Origin of the sequence: Gordonia sihwensis, assembly GCF_029632925.1 — a bacterium.
Taxonomy (GTDB): Bacteria; Actinomycetota; Actinomycetes; order Mycobacteriales; family Mycobacteriaceae; genus Gordonia; species Gordonia sihwensis.
In genome coordinates this window covers 1,193,282-1,213,476 of record NZ_CP121248.1, presented here as the reverse complement: position 1 = coordinate 1,213,476, position 20,195 = coordinate 1,193,282, and the positions used below count along the sequence as shown (strand labels likewise).

Sequence of the window (20,195 nt, the reverse complement as noted above, 5' to 3'; positions counted from 1 at the left end):
GTCCTTTCGGATCCGGACATCGGCGCGAGGCCGAGCGAGGGCATCAGGTTAACACCGCTCACCGACCTGTTCCGGACGCCGCCGGGCTCTCTGGCGGACGCTCGGCGCACCACCGATGTCAGTGGTCGCGCATATTGTGGAGTCGTCGCCCGGCCATCGCGTCGCGCACCGGTCGCGCGGAATCCTCGCGCGGAATCGGAGTACACGTCCGCGCCGACAGCCCGGCCGACAGGGAGGATCGACACATGCGCAAGTCGAAATCCGTCGCGCACAGCGACGACAACCGCCGCAGTGGCGCGCCCGCTCCGGTGACCTACGTCGACGGCCGGGCCGCCCAGAACGCGGGCAAGTCGTCGCTGGCGATCTTGACCGTGCTCGTCGACAAGGCCCAGCGACTTCAACAACCGGCGGTGGCGAAGTACGTGCGCCGCGTGCGCCGCAAGCATCCCGACGAGGGTCCCGAGCAGGTGATCCGACGGCTGGAGAAGCACTACCTGCGCTCGGTCACCGCATCGGGAGGCGCGGTCGGCGCGGCCGCGGCGATTCCCGGCGTGGGCACCCTCACCGCCCTCGGCGCGATCACCGCGGAGAGCGCCGTGTTCATCGAGGCGTCCGCCCTGCTGGCCCTGGCGGTCGCCGAAGTCCACGGCATCTCGCCTGCGGACACCGAACGCCGCAAGACGCTGGTGCTCGCCGTCGCGCTCGGCGAAGAGGGCACGTCTGTCGTCGGGAAAGCGCTCGGAGCGCGAGGCGGTGACGCGATCGCCAAGCTCGGCGTGCCCGGGATGCCCGGGGTCAACCTCTCGACGCTCAATAAGACGCTCGGCAACCGGTTCATCAAGAAGTTCACGATCGGCAAGGCACCCGTCGTGATGGGCAAGCTCATTCCGGGCGGCATCGGCGCGGTGGTCGGCGGCGTCGGCAACCGGGCGCTGGGGTCGCTCGTGGTCCGCAATGCGCGCGAAGCCTTCGGTCCCCCGCCCCGCTTCTGGGACGTCGACGGGGAGGTTCTCGCGCACCAGCGCACGATCGAGGCCGGTTGACCGGCCGCGCGGCGCCGGCCGCGCAGGGCTGGATTCGCCGCCTGGTCGGCGAGTGCGGACGACACCGCCGCCTCGCCGTGGTGCTGGTCGCCGTCACCCTCGGCGCCGTTGCCGTCGATCTGGTCACTCCACTCATCACCAAGGCCGCCATCGATTCGGCCACCGGTCAGCAGGCGGCCCGTGTGGGATTTCCCGTCCTCATCGGTGCCCTGCTGGTGGCCGCGGCACTGCGCTACGCGTGTCAGTTCGGCCGACGGATGACCGCCGGTCGCATGTCGGTCACGGTCCAAGACGGTCTGCGCCGCCGGCTGCTGGACACCCTCCATCACGTCGACGGACCGGCGCGCGACACGATTCGCACCGGCCAAGTGGTGTCCCGCTCCATCTCCGACCTCCAGGTGGTCCAGTCACTGCTGGCCATGGCACCGCTCTCGCTCGGCGGCGCGGTCCAGGTGGTGCTGTCGCTGGGTGTGATGGCCTGGCTGTCGCCGCTGCTGACGCTGGTCGCGATCGCCATCGTCCCGCTCATCGCGGTGATCGTGTACCGCAGCCGCAAACGGCTGTTCGCCGCCACCTGGTCGGCGCAGCAGGCCTCAGCCGAGGTGGCCGGCCACGTCGAGGAGACGGTGACCGGCGTGCGTGTGGTGAAGGGTTTCGGCCAGGAACGCAGGGCCACCGACGAACTCGCCGCCCTGGGCGAGCGGCTGTACCGCTTCAAACTGCGCGCCGCAAACCTGAGCGCGCGCTTCACGCCGACCATGGCATCGATTCCGCAACTCGGGATGGTCGCCGTCATCGGTCTCGGCGGATACCTCGTTTATGCCGGCGACATCACCGCGGGCACGTTCCTCGCCTTCTCCACCTATCTCGCCACCATGACCGGCCTCGCGCGCATCCTCACCAACCTGGTCGTGAACGCGCAGCTCGCCGCATCGGCGGTGACTCGCGTGTACGAGGTGGCCGACCACCCGCGCGATCGCGCCTTCGAGAACACGACGACCGTTCCCGACGGCCCGCTCGGCCTGAGCTTCGACGGCGTCGGACTCACGCTCGGCGGACGCCGGGTTCTCCGCGGCGTCGACCTGCGCGTGGCGCCGGGGGAATGCGTCGCCGTGGTCGGCGCGCCCGGATCCGGCAAGTCGACCCTCGCCGAACTCGTGACCGGCGCCTATCGGGCCGAGTCGGGGACGGTCGCGCTCATCGGCGCCGAGGGAAGCGGTCTGGACGTCACAGAGCTGGCGCCGGACGAACTGTACCGAGCAGTGGCGTTCGCCTTCGACGACCCGTTCCTGTATTCGACGACGATCGCCGCGAACATCGGCCTCGGCCCGCAACCGGTGCCGCCGGACGGGGTCGACGATTCCATCCGGGCCGCCGCACGCGCGGCGGCCGCCGACTTCGCCGCGGAACTGCCGGACGGATACGCCACTGAGGTGGGCGAGCGAGGCCTCACTCTGTCCGGAGGACAGAGACAGCGAGTCGCCCTCGCCCGAGCCCTGTATCAGGGCAGCCGGGTACTGGTCCTCGACGACGCGACGTCGGCGGTCGATGCCGCGACCGAGGCGCGGATCTTCGCTCATTTCCGCGCTCTCGGGACCACGATGCTGGTGTTGGCGCACCGCGATTCCACGCTGGCGATCGCCGATCGGGTCGCGGTCCTCGACGACGGCGTGGTCAGCGACGTCGGAACGGTCGCCGAACTCACCGAACGCAGTGCGCGTTTCCGCGCGCTGATGTCGCCGACCGACACCGCGGAACAGCGGGCGGCGGCCTCCGCGAGCGTGCGCGCGCAGAACGACATCGGCATCGAGGAGCTGTGGCCCGGCGGCGTCGACGCGCCGGCTCCGAAAGCCCGCCGTGAGGCCGCGCCCCCGATGCGCATCGGTCCCGGCGGCGGCGGTCGGGCCGGAGTGCTCGGCGCCATGCCCGCCACCGACGAGATCCGTGCCGCGGTGGCCGCACTGCCGCCCGCCGACGACGATCCGAAGGTGGACGTCGAGGCCGCCCGCGCCGAACGCACCGACTTCAGTCTCAAACAGATTCTGCGTCCGGTGGCCGGTCTGCTCGCCGTCGTGCTGGCGACGATCGCTGCGGACACGCTGATCGGACTGGCCTTCCCGTCGCTGGCGCGCACGGTTCTGGACGCCGCCTCGCGTTCGGATGCCGACGTGATCGGGGTCGCCGCGCTCACCGGCTTCGCGCTCGTCGCCGCCGCCTGGATCGCGGGGGCGGTGAACGTGGTGGCGGCGGCCCGCGCGGGAGAACGCGTCCTGTACGGCCTCCGCATCCGCAGCTACGCCCACCTGCAACGACTCGGCCTCGACTACTACGAGCGCGAACTCTCGGGCCGCATCATGACGCGGATGACCACGGACGTCGATGCCCTCTCCGGATTCGTCCAGAACGGGCTGTCGTCGGCCGTGGTCGCGGTGCTGACCCTGGTCGGTGTCTTCGGTGCCCTGATCGCGACCGACTGGGAGCTCGGTCTGGTGATCGCTCCGGTGTTCCCAGTCCTGCTGATCGCGACCGTCGTGTTCCGCCGGATCAGCTCGCGCGCCTACACCCGCACCCGCGAACTGGTGTCTGCGGTGAACGCGGACTTCCAGGAGAACATCGCGGGTCTGGCGACCACACGCGTGTACCGGCACATCCCGGTGGCACGGGCCGAGTTCGGCCGGCGCAGCGACGAGTGGGTCGACGCGCGGATGGACTCCCAGCGCGCCATCTCGGTGTACTTCCCCTTCATCACGTTCTGCTCCGACGCGGCCACCGCCGTCGTCCTCGGGTTCGGCGCCCATCAGGTGGCCTCCGGCGCGATGTCCTCGGGCACCCTGATCGCGTTCGTGCTCTACCTCGCGATGTTGTTCGGGCCCGTGCAGCAGCTCACGACGGTCTTCGATTCGTATCAGCAGGCGGCGGTCGGTCTGCGTCGCATCCGCGATCTGCTGCTGACCCCGAGTTCCCTGGTGGACGCACCGCAGGCCGATTCGGAGGCCTCGCCCGCCGAACTGGCGGCGCCCGCGTTCGACGGCGACGTTCGGCTCGACCGCGTGGACTTCCGTTACGCCGGGGCCGACCGCGACGCGTTGAGCGGGATCGACATGCACATCCCGGCGGGCACCTCGCTGGCGCTGGTCGGCACCACGGGCGCGGGCAAGTCGACCATCGTCAAACTGCTTGCGCGCTTCTACGACCCGACGGCCGGCAGCGTGCGGATGGACGGTATCGATCTGCGGACCATCGATCTGCACCGCTATCGCAGCCGCCTGGGCGTGGTCCCACAGGAACCCCACCTGTTCGCGGGGACCGTTGCCGACAACATCGCCTACGGCAGGCCCGGTGCCTCGCGCGAGAGGATCGCCGAAGCCGCGCGACGAGTGGGCGCGGCGCAGATGATCGCCGGTCTCCCCGGAGGCATGGAGTTCGGCGTGTCCGAACGCGGGCGGGGACTCTCCTCCGGGCAACGCCAGTTGATCGCGCTGGCCCGCGCCGAACTGGTGGAGCCGGATCTGATCCTGCTCGACGAGGCCACCGCGACTCTCGATCAGGCCACCGAGGCGCAGGTGCTCGCGGCCGGCGAGGCACTCTCCCGGCGCCGCACGAGCGTGATCGTCGCGCACCGCCTCGCCACCGCCGCACGAGCGGATGTGATCGCGGTGGTCGAGGGCGGCCGGATCGTGGAGAGGGGCACGCACCACCGACTGCTGGCGGCACACGGCGAGTACCGGCGTCTGTGGGACGCCGGCGTCTCCCCCGACGACTGCGAGGCGCCGGCTGCCGGGCCGCGCCCGGCCAACCGCTCCAGCGTCGGCTGAGCCGCTCGGCGTTCCGCTGACCGAGACGATCCCCGCTGTCACACGGTGGTCAGCACGTGAGATTGACCACTTACCGCGGCGTGTCACCGTCTGTGCGGCACACAGCGCCCGAGCCGCGAGCGGTCCGCGTACCATCGATTGATGGCAGGTCGGCCGCGGTTCACGAGACCAGCGGTTCACCCGCCACGCGATCGAAGAACACCTGGGTGAATTGAGGCGAGACAGCGCTGTGAGCAGTTCGATTTCCGAATCCGACTTCGGACAAAACGAATGGCTGGTCGAGGAGATGTACCAGCGATTCCAGACCAACCCCGAATCAGTCGATCCGAGCTGGCACGAGCTTCTCAAGAACTATCGCCCGGGTTCGACGGCGACCGCCCCGTCCTCGAACGGTGCGGCCCAGGCGACCCGGGTGGCTCCGAAGCAGGCGGTCACGCTCGACACCGAACCGACCAAGGCCGCACCGGCGCCCACCCGCGCCCCCGCACCGGCACGGGAGTCGGCCGCGACCAAGGCCGCATCCGGCACCAGCCTGGCGGCGTCCGCCGCCAAGCCTGCCGCCGATGCCGGGACCGACACGAATAAGGTGCTCCGCGGCCCCGCCGCTACCATCGTGCGCAACATGTCGGCCTCGCTCGAGGTCCCGACCGCGACCAGCGTCCGCGCGGTTCCCGCGAAGCTGATGATCGACAACCGCGTCGTGATCAACAACCACCTCGCCCGCACCCGCGGCGGCAAGGTGAGCTTCACGCACATCCTCGGCTATGCGATCGTCCAGGCGATCAAGGCGTTCCCGAACATGAACCGCCACTTCGCCGTCGTGGACGGTAAGCCGAACGTCGTCACGCCCGCCCATACCAATCTCGGTCTCGCGATCGACCTGCCGGGAAAGAACGGGAACCGCACGCTGGTCGTCGCCGCGATCAAGGGCTGCGAGACCAAGAACTTCTCCGAGTTCGTCGCGGCGTACGAGGACATCGTCCGCCGGGCCCGCGACGGCAAGCTCGGCGCCGAGGACTTCGCCGGCGTCACCATTTCGCTGACCAACCCCGGCACCATCGGCACCGTCCACTCGGTGCCGCGGCTGATGCAGGGCCAGGGCGCCATCATCGGCGCCGGAGCCATGGAGTACCCGGCCGAGTTCCAGGGCGCGAGCGATGAGCAGATCGCCGAGATGGGCGTCGGCAAGCTGATGACGCTGACGTCCACCTACGACCACCGGATCATTCAGGGCGCCGAATCGGGCGACTTCCTCCGCAAGGTCCACACGCTGCTGCTCGACGACTCCTTCTGGGACGAGCTGTTCACCTCGCTGCAGATCCCGTACGAGCCCGTCCGCTGGCGTCGCGACGTCCCCGCCGGACTCGTCGACAAGAACACGCGCGTCCTCGAGCTCATCGCCGCGTACCGCAGCCGCGGTCATCTGATGGCCGACACCGACCCGCTGATGATGAACGCGGCCGCCAAGGCCTCGCATCCGGACCTCGACGTGCTGACCTACGGCCTGACCCTCTGGGATCTGGACCGCACCTTCAACGTCGGCGGCTTCCACGGACAGCGGAACATGAAGCTGCGCGACGTGCTGTCGATCCTGCGCGACGCCTACTGCCGCCACGTCGGCGTCGAGTACACGCACATCCTCGACCCGGAGCAGCAGCGCTGGCTCCAGGAGCGGGTGGAGATCAAGCACGCCAAGCCGTCGGTCGCCGAGCAGAAGTACATCCTGAGCAAGCTGAACGCCGCCGAGGCGTTCGAGACCTTCCTCGCGACCAAGTACGTCGGCCAGAAGCGCTTCTCGCTCGAGGGCGCCGAAGCCGTCATCCCGATGATGGACGCGGTTCTCGATCAGAGCGCCGAACACCAGCTCGAAGAGGTCGTCATCGGCATGCCGCACCGCGGCCGGCTGAACGTCCTGGCCAACATCGTCGGCAAGCCGTACTCGAAGATCTTCACCGAGTTCGAGGGCAATCTCGGGCCCGCTGACGCGCACGGCTCCGGCGACGTGAAGTACCACCTCGGCGCCGAGGGCAAGTACTACCAGATGTTCGGCGACAACGAGATCACGGTCTCGCTCACCGCCAACCCCAGCCATCTGGAGGCCGTCGACCCGGTCCTCGAGGGCATCGTCCGCGCCAAGCAGGACGGCATGTCGGAGGACCGCGAGTTCGACGTGCTGCCGCTGATGCTCCACGGTGACGCCGCCTTCGCCGGTCAGGGCATCGTCGCCGAGGTGCTGAACATGTCGATGCTGAACGGCTACCGCACCGGCGGCACCGTCCACATCGTGGTGAACAACCAGGTCGGTTTCACCACCGCACCCGAGCACTCGCGCTCCACGCAGTACTGCACCGACATCGCGAAGATGATCGGCGCACCGGTCTTCCACGTGAACGGCGACGACCCGGAGGCCTGCGTCTGGGCCGCCAAGCTCGCCGTCGACTACCGCGAGGCGTTCCACCGCGACGTCGTGATCGACCTCGTCTGCTACCGCCGCCTGGGCCACAACGAGGGCGACGATCCGTCGATGACCCAGCCGGCGATGTACGACGTCATCAACAACATCCGCAGCGTCCGCAAGAGCTACACCGAAGCGCTGATCGGCCGTGGTGACATCTCCACCAAGGAGGCCGAGGACGCACTGCGCGATTACCAGGGACAACTCGAGCGCGTCTTCGTCGAAGTCAAGGAACTCGAACGGTTCACACCCGAGGCGTCGCCGTCGGTGGAGGGCGAGCAGACGCTGCTCACCAAGCTGGTGACCGCGGTGCCGCAGGAGAAGCTCGCGGAGATCGGCGACGCCTTCGGCAATCTGCCCGAGGGATTCAACGCCCATCCGCGCGTCAAGCCGGTCATCAAGCGGCGCCACGAGATGCCGGTCAAGGGCGACATCGACTGGTCGTTCGCCGAGATCCTCGCCTTCGGCACCCTGGTTCAGGAAGGCCGCACGGTGCGGCTGTCCGGTCAGGACTCCCGCCGCGGAACGTTCACTCAGCGTCACTCGGTGCTGATCGACCGCGAGAACGGCTCGGAGTACACACCGCTGAACCACCTGCCCGACGCGACCGGCCGCTTCCTGGTCTACGACTCGCCGCTGAGCGAGTACGGCGTGCTCGGCTTCGAGTACGGCTACGCCCTCGCCGACCCCGACGCACTCGTCCTGTGGGAGGCGCAGTTCGGCGACTTCGTCAACGGTGCGCAGTCGATCATCGACGAGTTCATCAGCTCCGGCGAGGCCAAGTGGGGTCAGCGCAGCGACGTCGTGCTGCTGCTGCCGCACGGTCACGAGGGCCAGGGTCCCGACCACACCTCGGGCCGCATCGAGCGCTTCCTGCAGTTGTGCGCCGAGGGTTCGATGACCGTCGCGCTGCCCTCGACTCCGGCGAGTTACTTCCACCTGCTGCGGCGCCACGTGCACGATGGCATCAGCCGGCCGCTGGTGGTCTTCACCCCGAAGTCGATGCTGCGCAACAAGGCGGCCGTCTCGCCGGTGGAGGATTTCACCGAGGGCAAGTTCCTCTCCGTGATCGACGATCCCCGTTTCGCCAAGCAGGGCGGCGACCGCGACAAGGTGCAGCGTGTGCAGCTGGTCAGCGGCAAGCTCTACTACGAGCTGGCCGCACGGCAGGCGAAGGACGGTCGCGACGACGTCGCGATCATCCGCGTCGAGCAGCTGTACCCGGTGCCCTACCGCAGGCTCGCGCGCACGCTGGAGCAGTACCCGAACGCGAAGGACTTCGTCTGGGTTCAGGAGGAGCCGGCGAACCAGGGTCCGTGGCCGTTCCTCGGTCTCTGGCTGCCGGAGATGCTCCCCGAGTTGCTCGGCGGCCTCCGCCGGATCTCGCGCCGGCCGATGTCCGCACCGTCGTCGGGCTCCAGCAAGGTCCACGCGGTGGAGCAGCAGGAGATCATCGATCAGGCCTTCCGCTGATCTGATGCGACTCTGACACGACACACGAGAGGGGCCGCCCCGCTTCGGCGAGGCGGCCCCTCTCGTGTGTCCGCGGCCGGCGTCGCCGGCGCCGGCTCATGTCTGAGTCACGTTCCCGACCAGCCCGGCGAGGGTGGGCAGAGCGGCGACGAAGATCTGTACGAGCTGTTCCCGGGTGATCACCGGGTCGTCGAGCCAGCGGACGAGCGTCTCCTCCACGAAGGCGATCCAGCCCGCCACCGACAGTTCGATCGCCGGGCTCCGTTCGATCCCGATGGCGGGCGCGTGCGTCAGAATCCGCTCGGTCATCGCCGCGCGCGTCCGGTCGGCGACCGCTCTGATCGCGTCGTCCGCACTCGCCGCGCCGCGGATGACGCCCACGAACCCGCGCCCGTTGTCGGCGACGTAGTCGACGTAGGCGGTCATCGAGGCCTGGAGCATCGCGATCGGATCGCCGAGCTCGGCCTGCGGCTCCGTGCGGGCGAGCATCTCCTCCGCCTGCTCGGTGATGACGCTCAGATGGAAATCGGCCTTGGACTCGAAGTAGTGGAAGATCAGTGCCTTCGACACTCCCGCCGCTTCGGCGACCGCTTCCATCGTGACCGACTCCAGGGGACGGTCGCGTGCCATCTGCACGCCCAGATCGATGAGCTGACGACGGCGTGCAGCGGGGCTCAAACGGGTTCTGGCGGTGGTCATGCACCAACCGTAAGCGCTTATTGACCTGAATTCAATTGCCTATTGACTCGCGGTCAACACGCGCTTATCGTAGGCACCATGACAACGCATGATGTAGAGATCGCGATCATCGGAGCCGGGTTCTCCGGACTCGGTGCAGCCATCAAGCTCAGCCAGGAGGGTGTGGACGATTACGTCCTGCTCGACCGCGGCCAGGACTTCGGCGGCACCTGGCGCGACAACGTGTACCCGGGTGCCGCGTGCGACGTCCCGTCGCACCTGTACTCCTACTCGTTCGCGCTCAACCCGGACTGGTCCCGGTCGTACTCTCATCAGCCCGAGATCCACCGCTACATCAACGCCGTCGCCGACGAGCACCGCATCGGCGAGCACGCTCTGTTCGGCTCCGATGTGCGCCGTGCGGAGTGGGACGAGACCGCCGGACGCTGGAAGCTGGACTACGAGCGGGACGGCGAGAGCCACACCCTCACCGCGCGCACCCTCATCGGCGGCGTCGGACCGCTGTGCGAGCCGAACCTCCCCGATATCGAGGGCTTCGGCGACTACCGGGGCAAGATCGTGCACTCGGCCCGCTGGGACACCGACTACGACTTCACCGGCAAGCGCGTGGCCGTCATCGGCACCGGCGCCTCGGCGATCCAGATCGTGCCGCAGCTGGGCAAGGTGGTCGGACACATGGACGTGTACCAGCGCACCGCGCCGTGGATCATCCCGCGCAACGAGCGCCCGTACCTGAGCGTGGAGAACTGGGCGTTCAAGAACGTCCCCGGTCTGCAGGCGGCCATCCGCGGCGGCATCTACTCGTTCAACGAGGTGGTCGCGGCCGGGATGACCTACGCCCCGAAGGCGCTCAAGCCCGTCGAGGCGCTCAGCCGAGCCAACATCTTCCGCGGTATCCGCGATCCCGAGCTCCGCAAGGCGGTGACCCCGCGGTTCGCGGTGGGCTGCAAGCGCATCCTGAAGTCCAATGAGTGGTACCCGACCCTCGACCAGGACAACGTGGAACTGGTGACCGACGGCATCGACCGCATCACCGAGACCGGCATCGTCACCGCGGACGGCACCGCCCGCGACGTCGACGTGATCGTCGTCGCGACCGGATTCCACGTCACCGACTCCCCTGTCTTCGACACCATCGTCGGAGCGAACGGCGAGAGCCTGGCACAGGTCTGGGAGCGCGAGGGCATGCAGGCCTACAAGGGCTCGTTCGTCCACGGTTTCCCGAACCTGATGCTGCTGATCGGACCGTCGACCGGCCTGGGCCACACGTCGATGGTGTACATGATCGAGTCACAGCTGAACTACCTGGTGGACTACGTGCGCAAGACACGCGCCCGCGGCATCACCAGAGTGGACGTGCGCAAGGACGCGCAGGACCGTTTCAACGCGGGGATCCAGCGCACGCTGCGGTCCAGTGTCTGGGTGAACGGCGGGTGCGCCTCCTGGTACAAGGATCACAACGGCGATATCACCGTCCTGTGGCCGGGGTTCACCTTCAACTTCCGCAATCAGACGCGTTCGTTCGACCTCGACGCGTACGACGTGCGCACCGCGGACCGGCCCGCCGTCGTCGCAGAGTCCGTGCAGACCGCTGACGAGGCCCCGGCCGAACCCGTCGGCACCGACGCCTGACCCGACCGGCACCCGACTTCCCGACACCGCAACTTCCCGACTTCAGGAGAGAACTATGAAGGATTTCAACAACAAGGTCATCGTCATCACCGGCGCCGGTTCCGGGATGGGCCGCGACCTGGCGGTCAAGCTCGCCAAGCGCGGTGCCAAGATCGCCATCTCCGATGTGAACCCGGACGGTCTCGCGGAGACCGAGCGGCTGGTCGCAGCGACCGGTGCGCAAGTGCACAGCCAGTTGCTCAACGTCGCCGAGCGAGAGGCCGTCCTCGCGTACGCCGACACCGTGGCCGGCCACTTCGGCACCGTCAACGCGATCTTCAACAACGCCGGCATCGCGCACCACGGTGAGGTCGAGACCATGGAGTTCAAAGACATCGAGCGTGTCATGGACATCGACTACTGGGGCGTCGTCAACGGCACCAAGGCGTTCCTGCCGTACCTGATCGCGTCGGGCGACGGCCACGTCGTCAACACCTCGTCGCTGTTCGGCCTGCTGGCCGAACCGGGTCAGGCCGCATACAACTCCGCCAAGTTCGCCGTCCGCGGCTTCACCGAGGCGCTGAATCAGGAGATGATCATCGCGAAGCACCCGGTCAAGGTGACCTGCGTGCATCCGGGCGGAATCAAGACGGCGATCGCCCGCAATGCGACCACGTCGGGCGATCACGACCAGGCGAAGACCGCGGAGCTGTTCGACAAGTACCTGGCGAACACCAGCTCGGAGAAGGCCGCCGACATCATCATCAAGGCGGTCGAGCGCGACCGCGCACGCGTCCTCGTCGGCGCGGACGCGAAGGTTCTCGATGTGTGCGTCCGTCTGGTGGCCTCCGGCTACCAGGGCATCGGCGCCCGCGTCACCGGTTGGGCGCTCAAGCGCACCAAGTAGCCTCCCGGACCACGGCCGGGGCCGCCGCGACGAGACGATCGTCGCGGCGGCCCCGTCTCGGTGTACGAGCCCGGCGGATCAGACGCCGTGCGTGCCGATCCATTCGTTCGCGACGGCCGCGGGGTCGGCGCCCCGCTCCACGCGCGCGGCGAGCTCGGCCAGATCCGCGGTGGTCAACTCACCGGCGACACGGCTGAGCGCCTTCATCTGCGGCTTGCCGATCAGGGATGCGCGGAATACGGGCACGAGATCCTGCGCCATCGGCCCGGATTCGGCCGACCGCAGGGCCGTCACGTCGTCGCGGCCGGCCAGCGCCGTCGCCGCCTCCAGCCCGGTCAGCGTTCCGAGCGCCTGCCCGCCGCGGACGCGGTCGGCCACCTGCTGCGGCGTCAGGCGCTCCGTGATCGCACCGAACCGGCAGACGCTGAACGCCTGCTTCTCCTCCGCGGTCAGCTCGCCGGTGCTCACCAACGGCAGTCCGGGCGGCACCGCCCCGCATTGCGCCAGGTCGGTGAGGTGATCGGCGTCGGAGACGGTCTGGGCGAGGATCAACTGCCTGCGGTCGTTCACCGCTGCCGGATCGCCGATCGTCACGCCCTGCGGCAGAGCGCGGTTCACCGCCTCCTCCACGTCTTCACTCGACACGGCGTCGGGCCCGGGCATCAACGCGGTCAGCAGTTCGCCGGTGAACGCCGGGAACAGGTCCACATCGCCCTGCGCCGCCTCGTCGAGGAGCCGTCTGTCGGCCGATGCCCGGCCGCCGACGTCGACTCGGACCCCGGTGCGCGCGAGCGCTCCCGCGTAGATCTGCGCTGCCACCTGCATCTCGGGGGTGCCGTCGGTACCGACGCGCAGAGGTGCCGGTACATCGGATCCGCACGCCGTGATCAGGGTCGCAGCCGCGCCGATCGCGGCCGCGAGAGCGGCGGCGCGGTGGGAGAATCGTCGAGTAGACATCGCCGACCAGACTAATCGACGCTCACGCCGTGGCCGCGAAACCGATCACCGACGTCGCGATCAACTGGACCGCGATGGCCGCCAGAAGCAGACCGGCGATCTTGGCGAGCAGCGTGATGCCGCTGACCCGCAGCACCCTGATGATGCCGGTCGAGAAGAACAGCGCCAGCGCCACCACGGCATGGACGGTGAGAATGGCCGCGGCGATCGCCGTGTACCCGGGCACGTCTCCGTGTACCTGGCTGACGGCGACGATCACCGCGGCGATGGCTCCGGGGCCGGCGAGCATCGGTGTGCCGAGCGGTACCAGCGCCACGTTGACGTCGTCGGACACCTGTGCGGCGGTCGAACCGCCGAGTCCCATGAGCAGTTGCAGCGCGACCAACAACAGCAGCAGTCCACCCGCGCCCTGCAGCGCCGGTATGCCGATGTGCAGGTAGGCCAGGATGGCGCGGCCGCCGACCGCGAACAGGCTGATGACGAGCAGCGACACCAGCGGTGCCTGCCAGGCGGCCTTACGCCGGTACTCGGCTGAGCGCCGGCCGACCAGGGACAGGAACACCGGAACCTGCCCGGGCGGGTCCATGATGACGAGCAGGGTGATCGCGGTCGTCGTGTACACGGAGACGTCGAATGGCACGGACTGAGTGTAAGCGGGCGGCCCGGCGGCTCGCTAAGGTCGACGTGTGCCGTCCATGCCGAGAATGCTGCAGCCGGGTAACCGCGGGCCGGGTAAGAACCCCGAGGTCGCAACGCCCCCGGTCCCCGTGGCTCGCGCGATCGTCGACTGCGGCGTCTACGTCGACGGCATCCGGCAGCCCACCCCGCCCGACATCCGCTCGGCTCTCGCATTCGTGCGGACCACCGGAAGCGGCTTCGTGTGGCTCGGTCTGCACGCACCGGACGAGCGGCAGATGAACGACGTCGCCGAGACCTTCGGGCTGCACCCGCTGATGGTCGAGGACGCCGTCCACGCCCACCAGCGTCCCAAGCTCGAGACCTACGACGACACCCTGTTCCTCGTTCTGCGGACCGTCAAGTACATCGACCACGACGACGACGAGGTCGCCAACGACATCGTCGAGACCGGCGAGATCATGGTGCTCGCCGGACGGGACTTCGTCATCACCGTCCGCCACGGGGAACACACACATCTCGCGGGCGTACGCGCGCGCCTCGAGCAGACACCCGAGCATCTGCGGCTCGGCCCCGCGACTGTCGTCCACGCGATCGCCGACCGGGTGGTCGACTCCTATCTGAGGGTCGTGCGCGAGATGGAGGCGGACGTCGACGGGCTCGAAGAGCGCGTCTTCGCGGCGTCGTCACGGGATCTCGACATCGACGTGGTCTACCTGTTCAAACGCGAGGTGCTGGAGCTGCGCCGCGCGGTGCAGCCGCTGGCGGTGCCGCTCTCACTGCTGTCGGGCAGCTCCGGCACACTCGAATCGGCGGCGCTCACCCCGCACGACACCGAGATCCAACGGCACTTCCGCGACGTCGCAGACCATCTGACCACGGCGAACGACCTGGTCGTCGAGTACGACGAGCGTCTGACGGCACTGCTGAACGCCGCCGCGACCAAGGTCAGCACCCAGATGAACACCGACATGCGGAAGATCTCGGCGTGGGCCGCCATCGCCGCGGTCCCCACCGCGGCGGCGGGGATCTACGGGATGAACTTCGACTTCATGCCCGAACTCCACTACCGGTACAGCTACCCGCTGCTGCTGCTCACTCTGTTCGCGGTGTGCTTCACCCTGTGGCGGATCTTTCACCGCTCCCACTGGCTGTGAGCGCCGCTACGGCGACACCGCGGCCCGGCCGGGGTCGGTCACATCCGTGCCGGCCTCAGCCCACGCCGCGCGCAGCTCATCGGCGCCCTTGACCCGCACCCATGCCGCTTCGTTCGCGGTGATCGGCACCGCACGCAGGAAACGCACCGGATCGGCGGGGTCGTCGAGCGGCAGATCGGCGAACCGGTCGTCGCCGGTGAGGAGGAAGGCCGAGCAGATCGCCCCGGCCCACAGCGGCTCCTGCAGGTCGATCAGCGAGTCCTCCGCCAGGATCAGCCCTTCGACGGCGGGCGCCGCGGCGAGCATGGCCAGCGACTTGTGCAGTCCTTGCAGCGGCATGCTCGCGCGCAGGGTCACCGTCACCTCGGCTCGCGGTCCGCGGACCGGGTCGGGAGCGAAGTCGGCCGGATCGTGCATCGGGTGGCGTGCGCACCCCACCGTCACGTAGACCACTCGGTCGCCGTCGGCGAACCGCAGCACGTCGATCGGTTCGACGCCGAGAAAGGTGACCGACGCCCGCTGCGGCTCGCTGCCGACGGCGGCGGACACGTGGGCGATCACCCGATCGCTGACAGAACTCACCCCACCAGTTAAACACCGGTGGGGTGAGTCGGATCGGTGCGGGGCCGTGCCCGGCGCACGGCCTCAGCGCAGGCTGACGCCGCTCGCGGTGTCGAAGACGTGCATCCGTGCCGGGTTCAGCGCCAGGGTGAGCGTCTCGCCCCTGCGGGCCTGGGTGTAGGGCGACAGCCGGGCCACCTTCTGCCCGCCCGCGGTGGTGGAACCGAGGTCCTCGGCCAGCTTCGAGAGCACCTGCGTCGCCGAGTCGGGCGCCTGCCAGCCGAAGTACACGTACTTGTCCGACCCCATCGACTCCACGAGGTCGACCGTGATCGGAAAGCTGAGGAAGCCGGCCAACTCGGCCTCGTGCGTCAGCGCCGCGTCCACCAGGTGCTCCGGCCGGATGCCCAGCAGCACCTCGCCGTTGCTGTCGGCCTGGCGCGCACGGCCGGCGATCTCGTTGTAGTCGGGGAACTCGATGTGGCCGATGGCGGTGTCCGCGCCGGTCGCGGTCAGCCTGCCCGGGAGGAAGTTCATGGCCGGCGAGCCGATGAATCCGGCCACGAACAGGTTGGCCGGGCGGTCGTAGAGCTCCTGCGGCGCGCCGACCTGCTGGACGTAGCCCGCGCGCATCACCACGACGCGGTCGCCGAGCGTCATGGCCTCGGTCTGGTCGTGGGTCACGTACACGGTCGTCGTCCCCAACCGGGCCTGCAGCGAGGCGATCTCGGTACGCATCTGGACACGCAGCTTCGCGTCGAGGTTCGACAGCGGCTCGTCCATCAGGAACGCATTGGGCGTGCGGACGATGGCCCGACCCATCGCGACGCGCTGACGCTGACCGCCCGACAGGTTGGCGGGCTTGCGGTCGAGGTACTCGGTGAGGTCGAGCATCGCGGCGGCCTCGTCGACGCGGCGGGCGATCTCGGCCTTGTCCATCTTCGCGAGGCTGAGCGGGAAGGCGATGTTCTGACGCACCGACATATGCGGGTACAGCGCGTAGCTCTGGAAGACCATCGCGATGTCCCGGTCCTTCGGAGCCACCTCGTTCATCCGCTTGCCGCCGATGCGCAACTCACCGGACGTGATGTCCTCGAGACCGGCGATCATGTTCAGCGTCGTCGACTTGCCGCAGCCCGACGGTCCCACCAGGATGACGAACTCGCCTTCGGCGATGTTCAGGTTCACCCCGTGCACGGCGATCGAGCCGTCCGGGTACTGCTTGGAGACGTTCTCCAGAACGATGTCGGCCATGGGTTATCCCTTCACCGCGCCGGAGGTGAGGCCGGCGACGATACGACGTTGGAAGAAGAGCACGAAGATGATGATCGGAATGGTGATGACGACGGCCGCTGCGGCGATGGCCCCGGTGGGCTCCTCGAACTGACTGCTGCCCGTGAACTGCGAGATCGCGACGGGCGCCGTCTCCGCATTCTCGGTGGAGGTCAGCGACAACGCCAGAAGCAGGTCGTTCCACGCGAAGATGAAGACCAGGATCGCGGCGGTCACCACGCCCGGCGCCGCCAGCGGGACGATCACGCGGCGGAACGCCTGAGCCGGCGTGGCTCCGTCCATCTGCGCGGCCTTCTCCAGGTCCCATGGGATCTCCCGGAAGAACGCCGAGAGAGTGTAGATCGCCAGCGGCAGCGCGAAGGCCACGTAGGGCAGGATCAGACCGAGCCACGTGTCGAACAGGCCGAGCCGGCGTTCGATGTTGAACAGCGGCGTCACCAGTGAGATCTGCGGGAACATCGCGATCAGCAGGGCCGCTCCGATGAGCAGCTTCTTCCCGCGGAACTCGAGCCGCGCGACCGCGTAGGCGGCCATGGTTCCCAGCAGCACGGCGATCACCGTGGTGATCAGGCCGATGCCGATCGAGTTGATCAGCGCCGACGTGAACAGGCTGGTGTCGAAGATTCCCTTGTAGTTGTCGAAGGTCCACTGCTTCGGGATGAAGCTGCCGTCGGTCACACTGCCGGTCGGCTTGAACGACAGGCTGATGATCCACCACAGCGGGATGATCGCGTAGAGGACCACCAGAACATTGGCGACGGTCCAGCCGACTTTACGGCGAATGCTCGCATCCATCGGTGGTCACCTCCCCTCGTCGTCGGAGCCGGGGGCGGCGGTGCCGAACCCCTTGATGAACACGAAAGCGATGATGGCGACGCACAGGAAGATCAGGATGCTGATCGCCGAGCCGACACCGAGATTGAAGGCCTTGAAGAGGTTGTCGTAGCCGAGCATCGACACCGACCCTGTGCCGTTGGAGCCGGCCGTCAGGACGTAGATGTTGTCGAAGATGCGGAACGCGTCCAGCGTGCGGAAGAGCAGCGCGACGAGGATCGCCGGCTTCATCAGCGGCAGGATGATGCGGAAGAGCCGGGTCCACGCGCCCGCGCCGTCGAGTTGGGCGGCCTTGAGGAGGTCGTCCGGCACCAACGCCAGCCCGGCGAGCAGCAACAGCGCCATGAACGGCGTCGTCTTCCACACCTCGGCCAGGATGATGATGAACAGCGACGGCCACTGCTGGGTGAGCGGCGCGGAGCCGTCCGGGAGCAGGTTGGCCAGGTAGCCGGTGCCCGGCGTCCACGCGTAGTACCAGGAGAACGCCGCGGCGACCGTCACGATGCCGTACGGGATGAGGACCACGGTGCGGACCACGCCCCGGCCGAACAGGGTCCGGTGCATGACGAGGGCGATCGCCATGCCCAGCACCAGTTCGATCAGCACCGACACCAGGGTGATGAACACGGTCACGCCCAGCGCCGACCACCAGTAGCCGTCCGAGAGGACGGTGCCGTAGTTCGACAGGCCGATGAACTTCTGCTCGTCCGGCGCGGTCAGCGTCGCCTTGTTGAGCGAGAGCCAGAAGGCGTAGACGATCGGGTAACCGGTCACCAGCGCCATGACGATCGCGGCGGGTGCGATGAGCCAGTACGCCAGACGTCGCTCCGACGACTTGCGTCCAGTCGCCTTCGGCGCCAGGGGCGCCGGCTGCGCCGGAGTGGGACCGGTGTCGAGGATCTCAGACATCGAACCTCCGTTCATTCCAGGCCCGGCGGGAGTCGCTCCGGCGGCAGCCGCGGCCATCGCGGTCTCGGGCACGGCCTGCGGCATCGGTGGGGGCGGCGGTGGCGGGGCGGGTTCATCGGGTCGGGGTGCGGCGGCCTCCGGCGGCACCCATACGTCGGAGTGCACCGGCTCGGCGCCGTCGCGGGAGTGCTGACCGTGCCCGTCCCCCGAGACGCCGTCCCCGTCACGGGGTTCCGGCGACCGCTGGTCGTCGTGCTTGTCGTCGCTCACGGGATGATCCCCTCGCCGTCGATGGCCTTCTGGACCTGCTCGGTGAGCTTGTCGACCATCTGTGCGGGATCCCAGGCGCCCACCGGCGCGAGGGTGGCGGTCACGAGCGTCGAGATCGCCTGATACTGCGGCGACGCCGGCCGCGGCGCCGAGTGCTCGGATTCGAGCTGTGTGCGGATCACGTCGCCCATCGGATACGCGAGCTTGAAGTCCTTGTCGTCGTAGATCGACGCGATGGTCGGCGGCGTTCCACCCGATATCGCGTACACCTTCTGCGCCTTCTCGCTGGTCATGCACTTCGCCGCCTCGAAGGCGAGCTCCGGCTGCCGGGAAGTGGACGCAACGGCCAGGTTCAGCCCGCCGGGCGTCGACTTCGCGGTCTTGCCGGGGAAGACACCCGGGTAGAGCGCGAAGTCGAAGTGCTTACGCATCTTGGCGTTGATCGGAGCGAGCTGCGCGTCTGTCGGCGGATTGTCCTCGTCGGTGAGCAGAGTCTTGTACGGCGAGAGAACGTCCTGGAGGAAGGCGACGTCGCCGGTCGCACCGTTGGTGCGCGCCGAAGCCCACACGAACGGCCAGTTGATCTCGAACGCCGCCTTGCCCGTCTCCATCCCGAGCCGGGCGGTGCCCTCGTCGGACTGGGTGATCGACGGGTCGTGCCCCGGCGCCGTGGCCACCGCCTTCATCACCTCGAGCGCCTTCAGCGTCGCCGCCCGGTGCTCCGGGGTGTCGCTGAGGGTCACCTTGGACGCGTCGTTCGGATCGAGCACCGAACCACCGGCGCTGGCGAGCAGCGAGTTGAACCAGACCATCAGGCCCTCGTACTGCTTGGCCTGGACCATGATCCAGCTCGGTCCGCCGGCCTTCTTGATGGCCTGCGTATCGCTGAGCATCTCATCCCAGGTCGCCGGCGCCCGCCGGCTGCCGAGCGTGTCCTTCATCAGGTCGGGCCGGTACCAGAGCAACTGGGTGTTGGTCCAGATCGGCATCGCGTACATGCGTTTGGCCGCGTCGTCGGGCCGCTGCCACATCGCTGTGGCCACCGGGCCGCCGAGATTGGTCTTCTCGATCTCGGCCGCGGTGTCGTCCGGGACCGGCACGAGCCAGCCGGCGTTCGCGAACTCCGCGGTCCACACGACGTCCATGCCCATCAGATCCAGGGTGTGGTCGTTTCCGGCCAGCCGCCTGGCCAACTGCAGTCGCTGATCGTCGGCGCTCTTGGGCAGGACGTTGGCCTGCAGCTTGTACCGCCCGCCCGACTCCTCGGTACAGGTCTGCGCGAACTGCTTGATGTAATCGAAGCCGTCGGCCGGCGCATAGATGTTCAGAACACCCTGCTCGTAGCCCGTGGAGCAACCGGCCAGCATCGGCGCGGCGACCGCCGCCGCCACCGCCACTGCCGACAGCCGCCTGGCCAGAGATCGTCCCCTCGGCGCGGATCTACCCTTGCTCATCTCGCTGCCAGCCTCCTGCCTGTCGGCCTCGTCTAAGAATCAGCTGTGAAAGCTGATGCGGGCCTTAGGTTATCCCACGACAGGTGACATAGCGCACACGATGGCACATCGGCGCGCCCGA

14 protein-coding genes are annotated in these 20,195 nt (G+C 68.4%); 6 read left to right on the top strand and 8 right to left on the bottom strand.

The window, feature by feature from the left end; translation table 11 throughout:
• The first annotated feature begins 245 nt into the window (after nucleotides 1-245).
• The 3 genes from P5P27_RS05735 to P5P27_RS05725 all read left to right on the top strand — a co-directional run bounded on the left by P5P27_RS05735 (nucleotide 246) and on the right by P5P27_RS05725 (nucleotide 8,786).
• Nucleotides 246-1,043 (top strand): hypothetical protein, encoded by a 798-nt coding sequence (locus tag P5P27_RS05735; protein WP_006896431.1) that lies wholly within the window; start codon nucleotides 246-248, stop codon nucleotides 1,041-1,043.
• Nucleotides 1,040-4,858, top strand: coding sequence for an ABC transporter ATP-binding protein (locus P5P27_RS05730; protein WP_278126830.1), 3,819 nt, complete (start codon nucleotides 1,040-1,042; stop codon nucleotides 4,856-4,858). The genes P5P27_RS05735 and P5P27_RS05730 overlap by 4 nt, the downstream gene beginning before the upstream one ends.
• A 229-nt stretch (nucleotides 4,859-5,087) precedes the next feature.
• Entirely contained in the window at nucleotides 5,088-8,786 is a 3,699-nt protein-coding gene (locus tag P5P27_RS05725; protein WP_006896433.1) for a multifunctional oxoglutarate decarboxylase/oxoglutarate dehydrogenase thiamine pyrophosphate-binding subunit/dihydrolipoyllysine-residue succinyltransferase subunit, read from the top strand.
• 96 nt (nucleotides 8,787-8,882) lie between these two features.
• Here P5P27_RS05725 and P5P27_RS05720 read toward each other — a convergent pair whose 3' ends face one another.
• Nucleotides 8,883-9,485, bottom strand: a complete 603-nt coding sequence (locus tag P5P27_RS05720; protein WP_006896434.1) for a TetR/AcrR family transcriptional regulator — start codon at nucleotides 9,483-9,485, stop codon at nucleotides 8,883-8,885.
• A gap of 78 nt (nucleotides 9,486-9,563) precedes the next feature.
• On the opposite strand from P5P27_RS05720, the gene P5P27_RS05715 reads away from it, so the two are divergent.
• Nucleotides 9,564-11,117 carry a flavin-containing monooxygenase gene (locus tag P5P27_RS05715; protein ID WP_278126829.1) on the top strand — a complete coding sequence of 518 codons (1,554 nt, stop codon included), beginning with the start codon at nucleotides 9,564-9,566 and terminating at the stop codon, nucleotides 11,115-11,117.
• A 55-nt stretch (nucleotides 11,118-11,172) separates the two neighbouring features.
• A complete protein-coding gene (locus P5P27_RS05710) occupies nucleotides 11,173-12,003 on the top strand; it encodes an SDR family NAD(P)-dependent oxidoreductase (protein ID WP_278126827.1) in 831 nt (276 codons plus the stop codon).
• Nucleotides 12,004-12,081: 78 nt separating this feature from the next.
• Here the strand turns inward: P5P27_RS05710 and P5P27_RS05705 are convergent, their stop codons facing one another.
• Together P5P27_RS05705 and P5P27_RS05700 are read right to left on the bottom strand one after the other, a co-directional pair.
• The gene (locus P5P27_RS05705) at nucleotides 12,082-12,960 is read right to left on the bottom strand and encodes a glycine betaine ABC transporter substrate-binding protein (protein ID WP_278126825.1); all 879 of its coding nucleotides are present in this window, start codon (nucleotides 12,958-12,960) and stop codon (nucleotides 12,082-12,084) included.
• A gap of 22 nt (nucleotides 12,961-12,982) precedes the next feature.
• Entirely contained in the window at nucleotides 12,983-13,600 is a 618-nt protein-coding gene (locus P5P27_RS05700) for a MarC family protein (protein WP_039867436.1), read from the bottom strand.
• Nucleotides 13,601-13,655: 55 nt separating this feature from the next.
• Here P5P27_RS05700 and P5P27_RS05695 point away from each other — a divergent pair, with 55 nt between their 5' ends.
• The gene (locus P5P27_RS05695; RefSeq protein ID WP_039867437.1) at nucleotides 13,656-14,753 is read left to right on the top strand and encodes a magnesium and cobalt transport protein CorA; all 1,098 of its coding nucleotides are present in this window, start codon (nucleotides 13,656-13,658) and stop codon (nucleotides 14,751-14,753) included.
• Between the two features lie 6 nt (nucleotides 14,754-14,759).
• On the opposite strand, the gene P5P27_RS05690 is transcribed toward P5P27_RS05695, so the two are convergent.
• The 5 genes from P5P27_RS05690 to P5P27_RS05670 all read right to left on the bottom strand — a co-directional run bounded on the left by P5P27_RS05690 (nucleotide 14,760) and on the right by P5P27_RS05670 (nucleotide 20,074).
• Nucleotides 14,760-15,335 carry a suppressor of fused domain protein gene (locus P5P27_RS05690; protein ID WP_278126822.1) on the bottom strand — a complete coding sequence of 192 codons (576 nt, stop codon included), beginning with the start codon at nucleotides 15,333-15,335 and terminating at the stop codon, nucleotides 14,760-14,762.
• A 63-nt stretch (nucleotides 15,336-15,398) separates the two neighbouring features.
• On the bottom strand, nucleotides 15,399-16,568 hold the full coding sequence (locus P5P27_RS05685; protein ID WP_006896441.1) for an ABC transporter ATP-binding protein: 1,170 nt from the start codon (nucleotides 16,566-16,568) through the stop codon (nucleotides 15,399-15,401).
• Between the two features lie 3 nt (nucleotides 16,569-16,571).
• Nucleotides 16,572-17,402, bottom strand: a complete 831-nt coding sequence (locus tag P5P27_RS05680; RefSeq protein ID WP_222111042.1) for a carbohydrate ABC transporter permease — start codon at nucleotides 17,400-17,402, stop codon at nucleotides 16,572-16,574.
• Between the two features lie 6 nt (nucleotides 17,403-17,408).
• A complete protein-coding gene (locus P5P27_RS05675) occupies nucleotides 17,409-18,620 on the bottom strand; it encodes a carbohydrate ABC transporter permease (RefSeq protein ID WP_082781302.1) in 1,212 nt (403 codons plus the stop codon).
• Complete coding sequence (locus P5P27_RS05670) at nucleotides 18,617-20,074, bottom strand: extracellular solute-binding protein (RefSeq protein ID WP_222111041.1); 1,458 nt, start codon at nucleotides 20,072-20,074, stop codon at nucleotides 18,617-18,619. The genes P5P27_RS05675 and P5P27_RS05670 overlap by 4 nt, the downstream gene beginning before the upstream one ends.
• Nucleotides 20,075-20,195 lie beyond the last annotated feature (121 nt).